The organism is Paenibacillus sp. FSL H8-0283 (genome assembly GCF_045040675.1).
Lineage (GTDB): Bacteria > Bacillota > Bacilli > Paenibacillales > Paenibacillaceae > Paenibacillus > Paenibacillus amylolyticus.
In genome coordinates this window covers 4650695-4667510 of the sequence record NZ_CP150295.1, presented here as the reverse complement: position 1 = coordinate 4667510, position 16816 = coordinate 4650695, and the positions used below count along the sequence as shown (strand labels likewise).

13 protein-coding genes are annotated in these 16816 nt (G+C 45.7%); 7 read left to right on the top strand and 6 right to left on the bottom strand.

The annotated features are described in order from the left end of the window. Positions 1 to 51: 51 nt before the first annotated feature. The 3 genes from MHI52_RS20810 to rpsD all read right to left on the bottom strand — a co-directional run bounded on the left by MHI52_RS20810 (position 52) and on the right by rpsD (position 6270). Positions 52 to 3147, bottom strand: a complete 3096-nt coding sequence (locus MHI52_RS20810; RefSeq protein WP_405157565.1) for a transglycosylase domain-containing protein — start codon at positions 3145 to 3147, stop codon at positions 52 to 54. A 229-nt stretch (positions 3148 to 3376) separates the two neighbouring features. After that, the gene (locus tag MHI52_RS20805) at positions 3377 to 5482 is read right to left on the bottom strand and encodes a methyl-accepting chemotaxis protein (protein WP_101313586.1); all 2106 of its coding nucleotides are present in this window, start codon (positions 5480 to 5482) and stop codon (positions 3377 to 3379) included. Positions 5483 to 5670: 188 nt separating this feature from the next. Further along, positions 5671 to 6270, bottom strand: a complete 600-nt coding sequence (gene rpsD, locus MHI52_RS20800) for a 30S ribosomal protein S4 (protein WP_017687421.1) — start codon at positions 6268 to 6270, stop codon at positions 5671 to 5673. Between the two features lie 465 nt (positions 6271 to 6735). Between rpsD and MHI52_RS20795 the strand changes: the two genes are divergently transcribed. The 5 genes from MHI52_RS20795 (at position 6736) to MHI52_RS20775 (ending at position 11807) form a co-directional block, all read left to right on the top strand. Continuing rightward, on the top strand, positions 6736 to 8727 hold the full coding sequence (locus MHI52_RS20795) for a sensor domain-containing diguanylate cyclase (RefSeq protein ID WP_340017933.1): 1992 nt from the start codon (positions 6736 to 6738) through the stop codon (positions 8725 to 8727). Between the two features lie 101 nt (positions 8728 to 8828). Continuing rightward, positions 8829 to 9719: a hypothetical protein gene (locus tag MHI52_RS20790; protein WP_076250858.1), complete on the top strand. Its 891-nt coding sequence runs from the start codon at positions 8829 to 8831 to the stop codon at positions 9717 to 9719. Positions 9720 to 9830: 111 nt separating this feature from the next. After that, positions 9831 to 10946 carry an aminopeptidase gene (locus tag MHI52_RS20785; RefSeq protein ID WP_076328038.1) on the top strand — a complete coding sequence of 372 codons (1116 nt, stop codon included), beginning with the start codon at positions 9831 to 9833 and terminating at the stop codon, positions 10944 to 10946. Positions 10947 to 11042: 96 nt separating this feature from the next. After that, positions 11043 to 11288: an HPr family phosphocarrier protein gene (locus MHI52_RS20780; RefSeq protein ID WP_036614658.1), complete on the top strand. Its 246-nt coding sequence runs from the start codon at positions 11043 to 11045 to the stop codon at positions 11286 to 11288. Between the two features lie 225 nt (positions 11289 to 11513). After that, positions 11514 to 11807, top strand: a complete 294-nt coding sequence (locus MHI52_RS20775; protein ID WP_036614657.1) for a YlaN family protein — start codon at positions 11514 to 11516, stop codon at positions 11805 to 11807. A gap of 186 nt (positions 11808 to 11993) precedes the next feature. Here the strand turns inward: MHI52_RS20775 and cax are convergent, their stop codons facing one another. Further along, positions 11994 to 13064 carry a calcium/proton exchanger gene (gene cax, locus MHI52_RS20770; protein ID WP_036674882.1) on the bottom strand — a complete coding sequence of 357 codons (1071 nt, stop codon included), beginning with the start codon at positions 13062 to 13064 and terminating at the stop codon, positions 11994 to 11996. A 184-nt stretch (positions 13065 to 13248) separates the two neighbouring features. Here cax and MHI52_RS20765 point away from each other — a divergent pair, with 184 nt between their 5' ends. Next, entirely contained in the window at positions 13249 to 13611 is a 363-nt protein-coding gene (locus MHI52_RS20765) for an Asp23/Gls24 family envelope stress response protein (RefSeq protein WP_017687428.1), read from the top strand. A 128-nt stretch (positions 13612 to 13739) separates the two neighbouring features. On the opposite strand, the gene ftsW is transcribed toward MHI52_RS20765, so the two are convergent. Both ftsW and MHI52_RS20755 read right to left on the bottom strand, forming a co-directional pair. After that, positions 13740 to 15029, bottom strand: coding sequence for a putative lipid II flippase FtsW (gene ftsW, locus MHI52_RS20760; RefSeq protein ID WP_405157564.1), 1290 nt, complete (start codon positions 15027 to 15029; stop codon positions 13740 to 13742). 13 nt (positions 15030 to 15042) lie between these two features. Continuing rightward, positions 15043 to 15390 carry a YugN family protein gene (locus tag MHI52_RS20755; protein ID WP_036614650.1) on the bottom strand — a complete coding sequence of 116 codons (348 nt, stop codon included), beginning with the start codon at positions 15388 to 15390 and terminating at the stop codon, positions 15043 to 15045. Positions 15391 to 15600: 210 nt separating this feature from the next. Here MHI52_RS20755 and MHI52_RS20750 point away from each other — a divergent pair, with 210 nt between their 5' ends. Beyond that, positions 15601 to 16770 carry a M20 family metallopeptidase gene (locus MHI52_RS20750; RefSeq protein ID WP_076318910.1) on the top strand — a complete coding sequence of 390 codons (1170 nt, stop codon included), beginning with the start codon at positions 15601 to 15603 and terminating at the stop codon, positions 16768 to 16770. The last annotated feature ends 46 nt before the right edge of the window (positions 16771 to 16816 follow it).

Here is a 16816-nt window from a genome sequence, read left to right as displayed (position 1 = left end):
CACTCAGATACAGTCTGAGGATGCGGCTTGTTTTGGAACGCTATGCCTGAATCAGGGTTGAAAATGTAGGGCTGCAGAAGGTTCGGATTCACCCGCACTGTTGCTGGCAGATACCTTGAACCATCCACTGGTCGATGCGGGTACTCCATAATCCATGGTATTTCCCGCTGTTGTTCCAATTTTGGTGTAAGGAGCCGAGCCTGTTTCACTGTAATATACAGTATAACTATCTGCGTTTGGACTGGCTGCCCATTGAATACGCAGTCCTTGAGTGAGGGCAGATACGCTGACTTGACCAGGTGTGCCTGGGGCTGTCGTTGTTGTATTATCGGTCTGCGTTTCTCCCGGCGTAACGACTGTACCTGGAACTTCAATCGGTTCATCAATCTCTTCTTCCACAGGAGGAGCTACACCAGCACTATTTACTGTAGCGCTAGGAGCAGATTCTCTGCCGGCAACATCCACTGCCGTTACATAGAAGGCGAAGTTACCGCCTTGCGCTGCATATGCAGAGAATGATCTGGATTCACCAGTCAGGACAACCTGACCCTGGTTCTGGAATCCTCCACCGTTTACAGAACGGTACAGACGATAACCCACGACATCATTTTCAGGTGTGGCATTAAATGTAATGACAGCTCTGTCACCTGAGGTTGAGATGCGTACGTTGCTTGGTGCATCAGGAGCTTTTCCGTTATCTGTCCTTGGATCAATCTGTGTTGGCATGTCTGCACCAGCATCTTCAGGAAGATAATAAGCAAGTGACTCATGTCGACTCATACGTGAGAATGCATTTTGCAATTCTTTGATGAGATCCGAGATTGGTTTTTTACGCTTAATTACTGTTTTTTCCTTCAACATGTCCGAAGGTGTTCCGTCACGCGGAATATAGTTTACACCATTGTAAGTAATGTACCTAGCTTTGGAGACACCGTCATCGCTATCCTTCGGAACAAACTTGCTGTTGAAAATATCCGTAACAAATTTGTCAGTCATGGATGTTGGCAACTTGCCACTGTATGCAGACACCGTGCGCGTTTCGATGCCAGACGGTTTTTTGAACGAATCCGTAACGAACAGATCTTTTTGCGTATCGATCACTTCGTTCAGGATTTTCGACCACAGTTGCTGCGCACGTTTTCTCTGTGATTTACTTTCCAGCGTATTCACGGGCTGTTTGTATCCAACCCACACACCAAGTGTGACATCTGGTGTATAACCTTCAAACCACACATCTGCGTAGTTTTGAGTGGAACCCGTTTTACCTACGATTGGCACACTCTTGGAATATTTGTAATTTTCACGTACTTTATCTGCCGTTCCTTCTGTAATAACGGTCCGCAGCATATCGGTCATCAGGTATGCTGTCTGCTCCGAGAAGGCTTGGACAGGTTCAGTATCGTGTTTATAAACGATGTTTCCTTTGGAATCTACAATTTTGCTAATCATGTAAGAATCGTTATATACACCCTTATTGGCGATAGCACCATAGGCACTGGTTAATTCTTCAACCGTTACACCGTATTGGAGACCTCCGAGAACACCAGTCTGAGCCTGATAGTCTTCCTTCTGAATGGTGGTAATCCCCAGTTTCTTGGCGAAGGTCCAAGCCTTCTCGATCCCCACTTCTTCATTAAACAACTTCAGAGCTGGTATATTGAGAGAATAATTCAGTGCTCTGCGGGCAGTGACTAGTCCCTGATACCGGTTGTTGGCATTCTTGGCAATGTGGTATCCGCTCGGACCATTTTTGAGAATGATCGGTGAGTCATCAATAATTGAAGCTGGCTGAACAAGACCTTCATCTAGCGCAGGAAGATAAGCGGCTATAGGTTTCATCGTTGAACCTGGCTGACGTATCATCTGCGTTGCGTAGTTCATCTGTTCATCTTGGAAATCCCGTCCCTCAATCATCCCTAGAATTGCACCGGTTTTGTGATTAATCAGCATAGCAGCAGTTTGTTCTTTTCCTTTGACAGGATCATCTGCTGAGAAATTGCTGTCATCTTCCGCAATGGTACGCATCGTTTTGTAGATGCTTTTGTTGATGGTCGTGTATATACGATATCCACCTGTCCGCAGTTGCGTCTGAGCTTCCTCTAATAATGCACTGCTTTCCTTCTGAGGTGTGGCTGCATCCGTAGCTTTGTCTGCAGATTCAGCTGTGTCGGAATTCAACTGTTTCATCAAAATCTGTGCAGCTTGTCGTTCCGTTTCCATCATAAGATATGGATAAGTGTTGTAAGCCTTGATGGTTTTCGGAGCGAGTGCGCTTTTGATATCAAAAGCAAGAGCTTTGTCATACTCGGACTGATTGATTTTGCCCAATTCAAGCATACGGCGCAGTACCAGATGCTGACGGTTGATTGCGCGGTCAAAATTCTCCTCTACAAAATCACCTTTACCGTTAAAAGCGGAGTAAGAGGAGGGGAGTTGTGGCAATCCAGCAAGATAAGCAGCTTGAGCGATGTTGATTTTTTCCAGATCGTTAATATTGAACAATCCTTTGGCGGCTGCTTTGATTCCGTAAACGTTGTATCCGCTGGAACCATTACCAAAAGGAACTTTGTTCAGATAGGCAGTCATGATCTCGTCTTTGGTCAGGAAACGTTCGAGTCGGAGTGAGAGCAAAATTTCTTTCACTTTCCGATCTTCCGTGCGATCCAGATTCAAAAACACACGACGCGCCAATTGCTGAGTCAGTGTACTACCGCCGGTTTGTACTGATTCTTTCAGCACTTTCTGTTTCACGGCACGTAGGGTTCCACTCATGTCTACACCTTTATGTTCGTAAAAATGATTGTCTTCAATTGAAACGACAGCATCAATAACCTTTTGTGGGATCTGGTCCGTAGTGACCGGACGCCTGTCTTCTTCCGTACGTAATTGACCGATCGGACTGCCGTCGGCAAAGTAAGCAAAGCCTGTGATGGAGTTTTCGCTGACTTTTTGTTCAATCAGGGCCCTTGAACGGACAGGCTCGTCTTTCACAATGGAACTGACGTATCCCATCAAAGCACCGCCTACAAATAGTGCCCCCATAAAGCCAAGGACAACCATCCATTTGACGAAACTTCCCAGTCTGCGGGCAAAGCTACGCTTGCGTACAGGCTGTTCATCGGGCTTTTTCTTATTAACATCAACCATTCAGTGTCTTCCTCCTTTTAACAGCACTTATTATAGCATAAAAAGGCGGGTTTGCATGCCTGAGAAATACAAGTAATGGTCGAAATTTGCCATTCTGCCATGCATTATGCTATATATCATGCGATATTGAAGCACATTTCATGAGTTGTAAGCCATAATAAGCAGGCCACCTCCATGCTGAGGTGCATAGGGTGGCCTGAATGATGTGTCGTAATGGAGGTCTTCTACATTAGGTTTTGAATCGTTGAATCAGCTCTAATAGTTCCTGGGTAAGATTAGCCAGTGAGGCAGATGCCGCCGTAATCTCTTCCATGGATGCGAGTTGTTCTTCAGAGGCAGAGGCGACACGAGTTGCGTGATCTGCTGTCTCATGACCAATGGTTTTGAGTTGCACTAACGTGGCATCAACCTGTTGTGATCCAGCTGACATCTGCTGCGCAATGGCTGAGACATGCTCAATCTGCTCATTAACATCTGAAATCTGTGATGAAATCGAGAGGAATAGTTCACCACTCTCATTAATCACTTCCGCTATATGGCTCACCTCGGCATTTCCATGTTCCATATTTTCAACGAGAGAAAGGACCTCTTGCTGAACGCTATGAATTAACGCTGCAATCTGCGCTGCTGATACTCTGGATTGTTCAGCCAGATTACGAATCTCGGAAGCAACAACACCGAACCCGCGCCCGTGTTCACCTGCTCGCGATGCTTCAATGGAAGCATTAAGTGCAAGTAGGTTGGTTTGACGGCTAACTTCCGTGATCATGCCTGTAATATGGCCAATCTCTTCCGAACGTTGGCGGAAATTCTCCAGTGCGGTCATCGACGTCTGCACAGAAGAAGTGGCACTATCGACCATACGCATAGCGGACTGAATCTTATCAGTTCCGATGGTTGTTCGTTCGGCCACAGTTCGCGATGAATCGGATACATCGGAGGCGGCCTTTGCAATTCTTCCGATCCCTGCAGATATTTCATTCATGGAACGGGAGGACTCTTGCAGCTCCTGCACCTGTTTACCTGCTTTATCTGCAAGTTCGACTCCTGTTAATGCAATCAGTTCGGCGGCTTTACCTGTTTCTTCGGCACCTGCGGTCAACTGTTGAGAGGTGGAGCCGACAGATAAAGCATGTTCGGATATAACCGATATGGTATGACGCAGGGTATCCATCATCTGATTCATATGACCCGCCATGATGCCAAATTCATCTTTGGATCGTACAGGTAACTTTTGTGTCAAATCTCCGCCAGCCAGCTGTCCAGCGACGATATTAACTTGATTCAACTGTCTAACAATGGAGATGATGGTGTAGGTAACCACACCTGCAAGCAGAAGTACTGCCAGTGCGGCAATCAGTATGGACCAGTTCAAGCTGTCATAGAAGGGTTGAAGGATATGGCTCTTTGGCAGCGCCGATACAAGGTACCAGTTTGAATCTGTTCCTTGTAACCTGGCAGGCTCGGCAATAAATAGTTCTTCACCTACTTCAGGGTCTGTAGCGTAAAACTGAGACTCGCCAGACTGTATACGCTGAATGACTGTCTTCATTTCAGATGGAATTACGGCTCCTTCATGAGCCAGCTCCGGTTTGGAGCCGTGTGCAGCAATCTGTCCTTCACTAGTAATAAGCATGGCATAACCCTGATCCGGATTAAGTGATGCTATATTTTGTTGAAAACGATCAATGGTAAAGTCGGCCCCAACAATGCCTAGAAAATTTTTGTTTTCATCTAATAGAGGGAGGACAATCGAAACGAGCAGTGTTTCTTTTCCGCCAACCGTGTAGGTAACAGGTTCGGACCAATAGATGGATTTGGTTTTCTTTGGATGCTGATAGTAAGTACTAGTTTCACCGCTTCCCTCATAAGTAGGCATAGGCTCAAAATGCAGGGAGTTGCCATCACGTATAACGTATGGAACGAATCGACCCGTAGCATCATCATATTCTTTTTTGTTGATGTGCTCCGCATCGTTTCCATCGAAGGCATTTGGTTCCCAGCCCGTATAAAAGCCAAAAACTTTCTCGTCCTTCTTCAGATATTGTTCAAGGAGTCTGACGACTTCTTCACGGTTGAGTGATCCGTTCTGAGCTGCATCCAATAACGTGGTACTCATGGTGTCCAACGTGTTTTTCACCTGATTAATGTCAGTCATAAACTCATTCGTAGCCCGGTTTGCTGCCTGTCCAGCAACGGTTTCGCCGTACTGGAGGCTTTTGTCGTAAATGGATTTGGTATTAAATGCAATCAGGGCTCCAATACAACAGAGTAATACGATCCCGAGTAAAAGTCCAAGCTTAACAGCAAGCTTGCGATTGCGAAAAAAATGCATGTTTTAATCCCCCTCGATGTCATTCTTGTGATGTATATATGGATGTGTGCTTCTCCTGAAGGGAGTCTATATTTTATATCGTTATTTACGTTCCTATAATGAAGATAATTAAAAAAAAGCATAGAAAAACAGCTGTCGAGAAAATCTCGACAGCTGTTTGGGTTGAAACTTTAATGTGATTGCAACGATTAACGGTTGTAGAACTCGACGATTTGTTTTTCATCGATGTCTTGGGACAATTCAGCACGCTCAGGCAAGCGGATGAATTTACCTTCTACAGCTGCTTCGTTGTATTCAACGTATGCTGGAAGATGCGAACGGCCTTCCAAAGCTTCTTTAATGGAAGAAAGAGCGCGGCTCTTCTCACGCAAGCCGATTACATCGCCAGTGCTTACTTGGTAAGAAGCGATATCGACTTTTTTACCGTTTACAGTTACGTGACCGTGTGCTACCAACTGACGCGCTCCAGCGCGGGAGTTAGCAAACCCAAGGCGGTAAACGAGGTTGTCAAGGCGGCACTCAAGCAAGAACATGAAGTTCTCACCGGCAATACCTTGCATTTTTTGAGCTTTAGAGAACAGTGTGCGGAATTGCTTCTCGCCCAAACCGTACATGTGGCGCAATTTTTGTTTTTCTTGCAATTGCATACCGTAGTTGCTGATTTTTCTGCGTTGGTTAGCTCCGTGCTGACCTGGAGGGAAAGGACGTTTCAATTCTTTGCCTGTTCCGCTAAGGGAAATGCCGAGGCGACGGCTCAATTTAAATTTAGGACCAGTGTAACGTGCCATGTTTAAAGTAGCTCCTTTTTAGTTAAAGTTCATATTAGGGCTCTGTTTGCGCTCCAATTTGTTGATGCGGGCTTGGCCACGCATAGAACGATCAGGAAAGTTCAGCCGCTGTCCTGAAAGCAACAAAAAGAATGAGGGTGACACAACCGGTAATGCCCAAATTTAAAGACCCATTAGTAGTCTTCATCAACAATTTATATTACAGTTTAAGAGAAACAAAGTCAAGCGCAGAATAAAAGCAAAAAAACGTCTAAATTTGTCGATAGGTCATTGGGCCTAAAATAATGGGACAATTTTCTGAAATATGGATGCAAAAATGGTTTAAACAGAGTAAAATAGATTGTATCTTAACTTTAAATCATCTTTATGTAACAAGGTTATCGCAACGAATTTGCAGGTTTGCGATAACGTCTGCAGATTAATGCATCCTGGTGGATGCAAAAACGGTGCAAAGGAGCGCCTGACATGTTAGAACATCTAAGAAGTTTACCTGCCAGCTTGAATTCACGAAGTTCGGGCGATTCCGCATCTTTTGCCGCTCCTCGTTCTCATGAAGAGCATGTGTTGTGGATGCAAAAAATGGATATCACACCTTTTGATTTTTCATATTTGGGCAGCTTGCTAGAGCAGGCATACAGTGACTGGAACTCCAGAGTGGGTTCAAGGCTGGCCAGACCATCAACCTTTTACAGCGTGTGGAACACGGAAGGTGATTGCATAGGATACGATAGCGATCATGAAACTGATCCGGGCGTAAATGCACGCAGGCTGGTATTGGAATGTTTGGATAAGAGACAGGCCCTGTCCCTTAAAGGGACAAGCGAACACGGAGAATATCTTATAATAACACATCCCTTATTCTCCAGAACTAACAAGGATATGTTTGCCGTATTCACTGCTGTGATCTATGAATCCAATGGATATGAAACGTCTGAAGCTGTGGTTCAATCTGAGGCATTGCATTATCACACCTGCTTTTACCGAAGATTCGAATACATATTTATGACGGACCTGTTACATGCTCATGAACAAACAGCTCGTGAGGAACACCGGAGGTCCATCCTCTTTCAGATTGTTCAGCGAATGCATGACAAAATGGATGTCGAGGCCATATTGGATGAGGTATTTGACAGTATGGATTACTTGTACCCGGCCACTTATATCAAATTGTATATGTCTCAGGATCAGAGCAACTCTGATCCACGGATTAAACCGTTGCTTGTCCACGAGCGAGGAGAAGATATTTGTGTGCGTTCATTTATGGAAGGTAAGCTGATCGTTGCTCGCTCACATGATGCAGAGAACCGCATTGTAGATGTAGGGATTCCGCTGAAAGGCAAACAAGGCATATACGGTGTGTTCCATATCGAAATGAATGAAGAGATTATGGAAGAATCGGACTTGCAATTGATTACGATGATGGTAGACACTGCAGGAACGGCCTTTGAGAACGCCAAGTTGCATGAACAATCCAATATGTTAATTCAGGAACTTCGTTTAATTAATGATCTTACACAGCGGTTGAACAAGAGTCTGCATCTTTCAGAGATTTATCAATTATCCGAACAAGAGTTAAAGGAAATATTCCAGGCTGAAACGTGTTGCATTCTTCAACTCAATGACAGTACCAATGACTTCGAAGTCATGTCATCTAACGTGAAAGATGTTTTTCACCGATCCTTTTCTGTAGACTACGGTATCGCAGGTTTGGTCTATCGAACAGAGGAACCGCTTATTATAGCCAATTATGCGCAATTTGATAAAGTGTCCTCCTTTTTCATGGAAGATACGGGATCCATGTCACTGATTGCATCACCGATCAGAGTCAATGGTGAAGTGAAGGGTGCCATTTTGCTGGGACACAGTAGAGAGCACTACTTTTCATATGATAACTATAGGCTCTTGCAGATGTTATCTATTCATATCGGGCTTGCCCTGTCAAATGCCACACTGCATGCCGAGGTTCGGCGCTTGGCTAATCTGGATATGTTGACAGGCCTGTACGTGAGGCATTATCTGGACAGTGTGATTCACGAGCGACAGGCTCATGAATTCTGTGGCTCCCTCATTGTGGTGGATATTGATCAGTTCAAACAGGTGAATGACACATTCGGACACCAGACGGGGGATCAAGTATTGAAGCAAGTGAGTGAGATCGTCACCAGCTCTGTTCGCTCGGAGGATGTCTGCGCCAGATGGGGTGGAGAAGAACTGGCGATCTATATGCCACAGGTGAGTGTAAGGCAGGCGTTAGATTATGCGGAAGTGATTCGAAAGAGAGTCGCAGAAGAGACCAGACCGCCCGTTACGGTATCCAGTGGCATCGCAGAGTGGAGTTGGATGGATGAAAAGGTCAGTGTAGAGTCCTTGTTTTATCGGGCTGATATGGCTTTGTACAGCGCCAAGAATGGTGGTCGGAACAGAATCGTTGTAGAGGAACAGGAAGTAACACGTTAAGAGAGAACAATTCCAATTGCGGAGTCGTTCTCTTTTTTTGTGCATGGGAGAATCAAGATGTGTATAGAAGGAAGTATAAGCGTATACGGGCGGGGCAATCTATGGAGAAAGTTCATGGAAGGGTGAAGATAGACATGTTTAACCGCCATTCGGTACGTACATTATGGTTATTTGTGAGCATCGTGATTATTGGTGTTCCGGGTTGTGGATTAATCCAGCGAGATCAAACGCCTGAAGAGGTCTTTTCCTTGGCTTTATCGGGGATAGCGGGAAAAGAAACGTTGAGTTTTGAAGGAGAGGCAGGACTTCGACGGGAAAACAGTGGGCTGTTTGAGAATCAGTTCAAATTCGAAGGCAAGCTGGAGAATCATGATCGTTTGACCCTTCAGACCCGATTACCTGGAGAAGTAACTGCTGTGGGGACAGGCATTCAAACAACTGCCGTAAAAAATAATGGACAGCCCAGTGGGTTTAGCGCCTCTTTCGAGCGGAAACAAGGGCAATGGATGGCATTGTCAGCGCAGCATGAGCCGCTGCGTGGGTCTCTTTCTCGATTTAATCCAATTGCCCAATTGGAGAAGATCGATGGGATGCACAAAACCATTCAATCCGAGTATGGTGCTGGTCGTCGAACCAGAACATTACGGATTGAACTTGCACCGGAAGACGCCAAATCATGGGCTGTAACCCAGCTAAACGACGAGATGAACGCCATTCGGGCAGAATATATGCATAAGGCAGCTACGGTGAAAGGGGCGCGTAAGGAGAAGCTTGAGAAGGATCTGGAGAAAGTTTGGAAACAGGGTGAAACAACGATGCAACAGATGATGAAACAAGCGAGCGTGCAGACGGTATATCATCTCACGGTAGATCGGAAGAGCAGTCTGCCTCTTCGCTTATCCTCTGAAAGTCAGATGAGTTACACGGACAACAACCGTAAAAGTAACAAAGAAGCCCTTGTCACCGATGTTAACTTCAAGTCATATCAATAAACGAAGTGAGGGACTGCCTGCTGACGGGAGGACTGTTCGCGTGCTACAATAGTATCGTAATTTACCGTTGTTCAATTCAAGTATGGCAGATGACAGGAGGATTTTACCAAGATGAAAGACCCAAGAATTCAAAAGCTTGCAGCAAACCTGGTGGGCTATTCAGTAGATGTACAGCCTGGTGAAAATGTATTGGTTGAGATGATTGGATCGGAACGTGATCTGATTAACGCCATTATTGAAGAGGTAGGAAAAAAAGGTGGTAACGTCTTTGTACAGTTGACTGATAAAACCGTACAGCGTGCGATGCTGAAAAATGCCACAGAAGAAATGATGAAAACATGGGCAGAGATTGATCTGAACCGTATGAAACAGATGGATTGTTATATCGGTATTCGTGCGGGAGAAAATGTGAATGATCTGTCCGATGTGCCGGAAGAAAAAATGAAAATGTACAATTCATTGTACTCCCACCCGGTACATAGTGAACAACGTGTCAAACATACGAAATGGGTTGTACTGCGTTACCCTAACGCAAGTATGGCGCAACTCGCCAATACAAGTACAGAAGCGTTCGAAGATTTCTACTTCGACGTATGTAACCTGGATTACGCCAAAATGGACAAAGCGCAGGACTCGCTTGCTAACCTGATGAAGCGGACGGATAAAGTTCGTATCACCGGACCAGGAACAGAGCTGAGCTTCTCCATTAAAGATATCGGTGCAGAGAAATGTTCTGGCCAAAAAAATATCCCGGATGGCGAAGTGTACAGTGCCCCTGTGCGCAATTCCGTGAACGGAACGATTAGTTATAACTCGCCAACCCTGTACAATGGAGTGACTTTTGAAAATATCAAGTTCACGTTCAAGGATGGCAAAATTGTTGAAGCGACAAGTAACGATACAGAGCGTTTGAATGAAATCCTGAATTCGGATGAGGGTGCTCGTCATATCGGTGAATTTGCAATTGGATTTAACCCGCATATTCTTCATCCGATGAAAGACATCCTGTTTGATGAGAAAATCGCAGGCAGCTTACACTTTACGCCAGGTCAGGCGTATGAAGAAACCGACAATGGCAACCGCTCGTCTATCCACTGGGATCTCGTATTAATCCAGCGTCCGGATTATGGCGGCGGGGAGATTTATTTTGACGATGTGCTGATTCGTAAAGACGGTATTTTTGTCATTCCTGAGCTGGAATGCTTGAATCCGGACCGTTTGAAGTAGGAACAGGATTTTGCTGTTGCTAGGAAAGCGGATTCACGGTATCATGTAGTGGTAATTAATAGATGATACCAATAGTAAAAAGACGGAGGGATTCCTATGTCGAGTAATAACGCGGCTGTAGTAGAAATTGCTCAAACAGCAGGCAAGTTTACTTCTTCAATCGTGCTTCATTCGGAGAACAAGTATATCGATGTAAAAAGTATTCTCGGATTATTTACAACGCTGATCAGCACGCACAGCTATGAACTGCATGTTCATGGTCCAGATGCAGTTGAAGCGAAAGCAGCCATGTCAGAAGTATTTGCCAAGCATGGACTGAATGTAAGCATCGCATCTGAGTAATAGCTCTCAAGAAGCACCTTTGCCTTTTTTGGCAGGGGTGTTTTTTGGCATGGAATGATCTGAATACTCGTCTGGACGTGACTGGAACAGGTGGATTAAGCTTCAACAAAAGGCTTAACTTTGCGGGCTTATTTTGGTCAGGTTCTTGTATTAGCTCTTCATTTCGTCTAATATTAGAGGTAGAACGTCTTTACGCGATTTTTGGGACATAGGGGGGAAAAATGCATGACTTCATCTGATCTGCAGGACCAGCTGAGTTTGAAAGCGATCAGTCTTCTTCAAGAAGATGCAGATAAAATACAGAAGCTTATTGAAGTACAGATGGAGAATCTGGCTACCCGCTACTGCCCTCTCTATGAGGAAGTATTGGATACACAGATGTATGGGTTCTCCAAAGAAGTTGATTTTGCTGTTCGTGCAGGGCTCCTTCCAGAAGGTGCAGGTAAGCAGCTGGTTAGCGCGCTTGAGCGGAATTTGGCAATTTTATATGAAGCCTTGAACAAGAAGAATGAGCAATAGCCTGCAAATGCGCGGGTCAGAATAGAAGGCATGCAGGCGTTTATGCATGCTTTTTTTGTGCGCCTGAACGGGACTGGGATGAAAGCCAGCCGGAAGGCGTATACAAATAAAGAGACAGCTCCAAATGTATATTGGGGCTGCCTCTTGTGGCTTGTTTATTTTAATCATGGCTACGTGAGGGCCTGGTTACACCAGGAAGAAGGATACACCGAGTATGATATATACGACGAGCAGGAGTAAACCTTCGTACCAATTCGTTGAACCATCTTGGGTAATGGACTTCGCAATAAATACGGATACGCCGATGGCGACCAGTTCAATCGTTGTGAATACGATATCCATGGTTCTGCCTGTGAAGTAGCTGACAAAAATCAGCACAGGAGCAACGAATAGTGCGATCTGCAAGCTGCTGCCGACCGCAATTTCAACGGCGGCTCCAATTTTATTTTTCATGGCAAGCATGATGGCTGCACTGTGTTCGGCCGCATTACCGATGATGGCCACAAGGAATGCACCGACAAACAGTTCGCTAAGTCCAAATTCCGAAGTGAAGACTTCAAGCGTGCCGACCAGCCATTCACTGACGAAGGCAACCATGACTGTTGCGAGCACCAGATAGAGGATTGATTTTTTCTTGGACCATGCCGGAGCATGCTCATGAGGTAGCTCTTCATCGCGATCCTCAGTGACGTCTGCGAGGTAGTTCTTATGCGTCACCATGGAGAATAGCAACCACGCAATATACGCGAGGATGAGCAATCCGGCCACGATGAGACTAAGTGTATTGGTGTCTTTCTGTGTAATGGAATGTGTATTGAGAAAGACTGCCGGAATAAACAGGGCAATGATGGCAACAATCATCAGGGAACCATTCAGACCTGCGAGTGAAACATTATAATTCTGAATTTTGAACTTGAGTCCTCCGGCAAAAATACTTAACCCGAGCACTAACAGCAGATTTCCAATGATGGAACCTGTCAGACTAGCTTTGACCATGTCGAAGAGTCCCTCTTTGACGAGGAAAATGGCGATGATCAATTCGGCAGCATTGCCGAAGGTGGCATTCAAGAATCCTCCCAGCCGCTGTCCGGCGTAGTGGGCTACATTTTCGGTGGCTTTGCCTAAAAAACCGGCCACAAAAATAACCGAAATGGCTGATATCACGAACTGTAGAATCGAATCCCATTTCAAGTAGTGGGCGATGGCACTGAGTGCAAAGAACGCAATCAGCAAAATGGATGAAATCCGGTTTCTCACAACAAACACCTCGGTTATAAATTATTTTGTTTTTGAATTACACTGTAAATCGCTTATGAGATTATTTTCATATTTCAATATAACCAAATGGTGGTAGGTTGTAAACGCATCTTTTTGAGTTTAATTTGCTTTTTGGGGTGGAAAGGATTTAAAATACGAGTAACGAAGTGAAGGAGGATGTGGCATGGCAGAACAACTTCAACTGGAGAGCGGAAACATCCGGATTGCCGATGACGTGGTTGCAAAAATTGCCGGAATGGCTGCAATGGAAACACCCGGAATTGCCGCAATGTCTGGAGGATTGTCAGAGGGCTGGGCGAAGCGACTCAGCGGTAAAAACGTACAGAAAGGCGTGAGCGTTGAGGTCGGCCAGCTGGAAGCAGCCATTGACCTGCGCATCATCGTCCTGTACGAAACCCCGATTCATGAAGTTTCCCGTATGCTTCAGCAGAATGTAAGAGAAGCGGTAGAGACCATGACCGGATTACGCGTGGTTGAAGTCAATGTAAAGGTAGAAGGCGTATCTTTCAAAGGCGACGATCTGTAGAAATCGCAATCCGCAATGGAGGACAGAGCGATATTGACCTGTTCTTCATCTTGATAGACAGAGTTTATTCAGTACACAGAAAAAGGCTGCGCATCCATTGGGTGCACAGCCTTTTTTGTGTTGCTTTTTTATCGAATCCGACGAATGGACTCCCGTGAACGAAGAGCAGGAGAGGTACGAGTCTGTGTCTGTACAGTCACGGACTTCGTTTTCTCTTCCTTGATCACGTCCAGATTGTTAGTACGTGAGATACTGAGCAGAATGCCCATGGCAACCATCATTACAAAGAGTGAGGTACCCCCATAACTGATAAATGGAAGCGTGACCCCCGTCACCGGAATGGTTTGAGTTACACCACCGATGTTGATAAATGCCTGAATCGCGATTAGTCCCATGATACCTATGCCGACCAATGTTCCGAATGGATCGGGACAGCGGAGAGAGACAATAATTCCGCGCCAGATGAAGTACAGGTAAACAAGCAGGAATAAGGCACTTCCGATGAATCCGAGTTCTTCCCCGATTACGGAGAAAATAAAGTCATTATACGCATTTGGCAAATAGTGCAGCTTCATCGTACCTTGTCCAATTCCCGAACCTGTCATGCCGCCATCACCAATGGCAACAAGAGAACGGTAGAGGTTAAGACTTCCGCCATTAATATCGGACATTGGATCAAGGAAAGCCTGAATACGTCCGATCTTGTAGTTCTGCTCCGCAGTGACTGCTGTTGTAGCAGTCGTTGTGTCGGAAGGAGACATGGAAGAAAACAAGGAATTCGCTCCAAACGCCAGTGCCCCACCGAGTACAACCAAGAGAATCGAACCCAGGATATGCTTCATACTGGCTCCACCGGCATAGATCAAGAGACCACAGGTGGACACCAGAATGAAGGTGGTACCGAAGTCTGGTTGCAGCATAATCAGCCCTGCGATGAATCCAACGATGAACAAGACGGGAACGTACCCTGTCTTGAAAACCCTGAATTTCTCACCTTTTTTGGTAATAAGAGCAGAGAGATAGAGAATGATAGCAATTTTCGCGAACTCTGCAGGCTGAAGACTGAAACCAAAAATGTGAATCCAGCTTCGTGCACCGTTCAATACTGCACCTGAGATCAAAACAATCACCAGCATGACCGTAGTGAGCAGGAAAAAGGGTGCATAGAGCTTTTTGTACTTGTTGAAGCGGATATTCATGGCAAAAAACATGCCAAATAGACCGATAATCGCCCACATAAGTTGTTTTTTCGTGAAGTAAAGGGCATCATTGTTAAATTTTTCGCTTGCGATTGCAATGCTGGAACTGGAGCTGAATACCATCACCAGTCCAAAGCCCACCAACAATAAAGTGAGGATTAGCAGTTGAAAATCCGGCGTGCCTCTCTTCGTTTTCGTTTGGGCCGTTTGTTGTTTCATCGTTTGGCCCAGCCTATGCTTCCAGCAGTTCTTTAAGCTGCTGTAATTTTTGGGCTGCCAGCTTCACGACTGGTTGCGGAACGGAAGAGTCATAATCCAGGCCGTGAGGGAAAGTGGCTTTGCCAAGGTATACTGCTTCAACAGCAAGAACGGTATCCGGTTTTTCCAATTTGCCTTCCACAGCGCGGGTATTAATGCGTACAAAGTATTCTGAGTTGGTTAGTTCATCTTCAATTTTGTAGTCATATGTAGCACGGTAATATTCCCATTGCCACCGGACAAATCCGACTTTCTCGGCGCTCTCATCCAGGTATGCCAAGTCGCTCTTCAAGCCATCCAAGCCTGTATTCTCAAAAATCATAAGCGTTTGATCCTCCTCATAAGCTTCCGAGTATAATTTCTCGAGTATTTCTCTAGTTCATGATAGTATGTTTCCCCTTCCCGTGCAAGCTTTCCAAAGGCGTTTCGTATCGGTTTTCTTCCAATTCTGCTACAATATACAGCAATAGGTTTGAAGAGGAAGGTTCGGGCTTGATCCAAGTCCCGTTCAAGATTGAAAGGGTGGAGAGACATGACTAATAATATATGGTGGGAAGATCTGCAGATCCACATGGTGGAATGGCGGCGTCACCTTCATCGCAATCCAGAGGTTTCCTTTCATGAGGAGAAGACATCCTCTTTTGTAGCGGATATGTTGGAGAGCTTTGGCGTTGAAGTGAGGCGTCATGTTGGTGGCCACGGGGTCATCGGTACCATTCGTGGGGACAAGCCGGGTCCTGTCGTCATGTTGCGAGCTGATATGGACGCACTGCCAATTCAGGATGAGAAGAATATCGAGTATGCATCACAACAAGCAGGAGCAATGCATGCATGCGGCCACGATGGTCATATCTCAATCTTGCTCGGTACGGCATTGTATTTCAGCCGTCACAAGCAGGAGATCCAAGGCGAGATTCGTTTTTTGTTCCAGCCAGCAGAAGAACTGCTTCCGGGTGGTGCAGTTCAGGTCATTGCGGATGGTGCGCTTGAAGGCGTGGATGTCATATATGGCATTCATCTGTGGACTCCGTTGCCTGTAGGTGTTGTTGCCAGTAAAGCAGGACCGATGATGGCGGCGGCGGACGATTTTTACATTGAGATCAAAGGCAAAGGTGGACATGGCGGGATGCCACAATCCACGATAGATAGTCTTATCGCGGGTTCTGCGCTTGTGATGCAGCTTCAGACCGTTGTCAGTCGTTCGGTTGATCCATTGCAACCCGCGGTGCTGACCATTGGTACAATGCAGGCGGGCTCGGCTCAGAATGTAATTGCAGAGCAATGCAAAATGAGCGGTACGGTAAGAACGTTTGATGAAGAGACCCGAAACGGGATGAAAGAGCGCGTGCTTACCATGGTAGCCCAGACAGGGGCAGCATATGGAGCAGAGACGCAAGTGAAATATATTATGGGATATCCGCCTGTGGTGAATGATGAACAAGAGACAGCACGTTTCTTCAGAGAGGCTACAGAATTATTTGGGGCAGAACGAGTGCAAGCATCCCCGATGCTGATGCCAGCGGAAGATTTTGCGTATTATCTGCAGAAGGTTCCAGGGTGCTTTATGTTTGTTGGAGCAGGTAACCCGGATAAAAATGCGATCTATCCGCATCATCATCCGATGTTTGATTTTGATGAAGACGCGATGCAGACGGCCGTGAGATTATTTATCGCCATGGCTAAAGGTTACACAGCCGAATGACTTTAGATGCAGTTGGGCATCCTGTTCATACCGAGGTATGGGCAGG

Excerpts from the sequence above, each read along its gene's own strand:
- MHI52_RS20810 (WP_405157565.1), bottom strand. The coding sequence starts at position 3,147 with ATGGTTGATGTTAATAAGAAAAAGCCCGATGAACAGCCTGTACGCAAG.
- MHI52_RS20805 (WP_101313586.1), bottom strand. The coding sequence starts at position 5,482 with ATGCATTTTTTTCGCAATCGCAAGCTTGCTGTTAAGCTTGGACTTTTA.
- rpsD (WP_017687421.1), bottom strand. The coding sequence starts at position 6,270 with ATGGCACGTTACACTGGTCCTAAATTTAAATTGAGCCGTCGCCTCGGC.
- MHI52_RS20795 (WP_340017933.1), top strand. The coding sequence starts at position 6,736 with ATGTTAGAACATCTAAGAAGTTTACCTGCCAGCTTGAATTCACGAAGT.
- MHI52_RS20790 (WP_076250858.1), top strand. The coding sequence starts at position 8,829 with ATGGAGAAAGTTCATGGAAGGGTGAAGATAGACATGTTTAACCGCCAT.
- MHI52_RS20785 (WP_076328038.1), top strand. The coding sequence starts at position 9,831 with ATGAAAGACCCAAGAATTCAAAAGCTTGCAGCAAACCTGGTGGGCTAT.
- MHI52_RS20780 (WP_036614658.1), top strand. The coding sequence starts at position 11,043 with ATGTCGAGTAATAACGCGGCTGTAGTAGAAATTGCTCAAACAGCAGGC.
- MHI52_RS20775 (WP_036614657.1), top strand. The coding sequence starts at position 11,514 with ATGACTTCATCTGATCTGCAGGACCAGCTGAGTTTGAAAGCGATCAGT.
- MHI52_RS20765 (WP_017687428.1), top strand. The coding sequence starts at position 13,249 with ATGGCAGAACAACTTCAACTGGAGAGCGGAAACATCCGGATTGCCGAT.
- ftsW (WP_405157564.1), bottom strand. The coding sequence starts at position 15,029 with ATGAAACAACAAACGGCCCAAACGAAAACGAAGAGAGGCACGCCGGAT.
- MHI52_RS20755 (WP_036614650.1), bottom strand. The coding sequence starts at position 15,390 with ATGATTTTTGAGAATACAGGCTTGGATGGCTTGAAGAGCGACTTGGCA.
- MHI52_RS20750 (WP_076318910.1), top strand. The coding sequence starts at position 15,601 with ATGACTAATAATATATGGTGGGAAGATCTGCAGATCCACATGGTGGAA.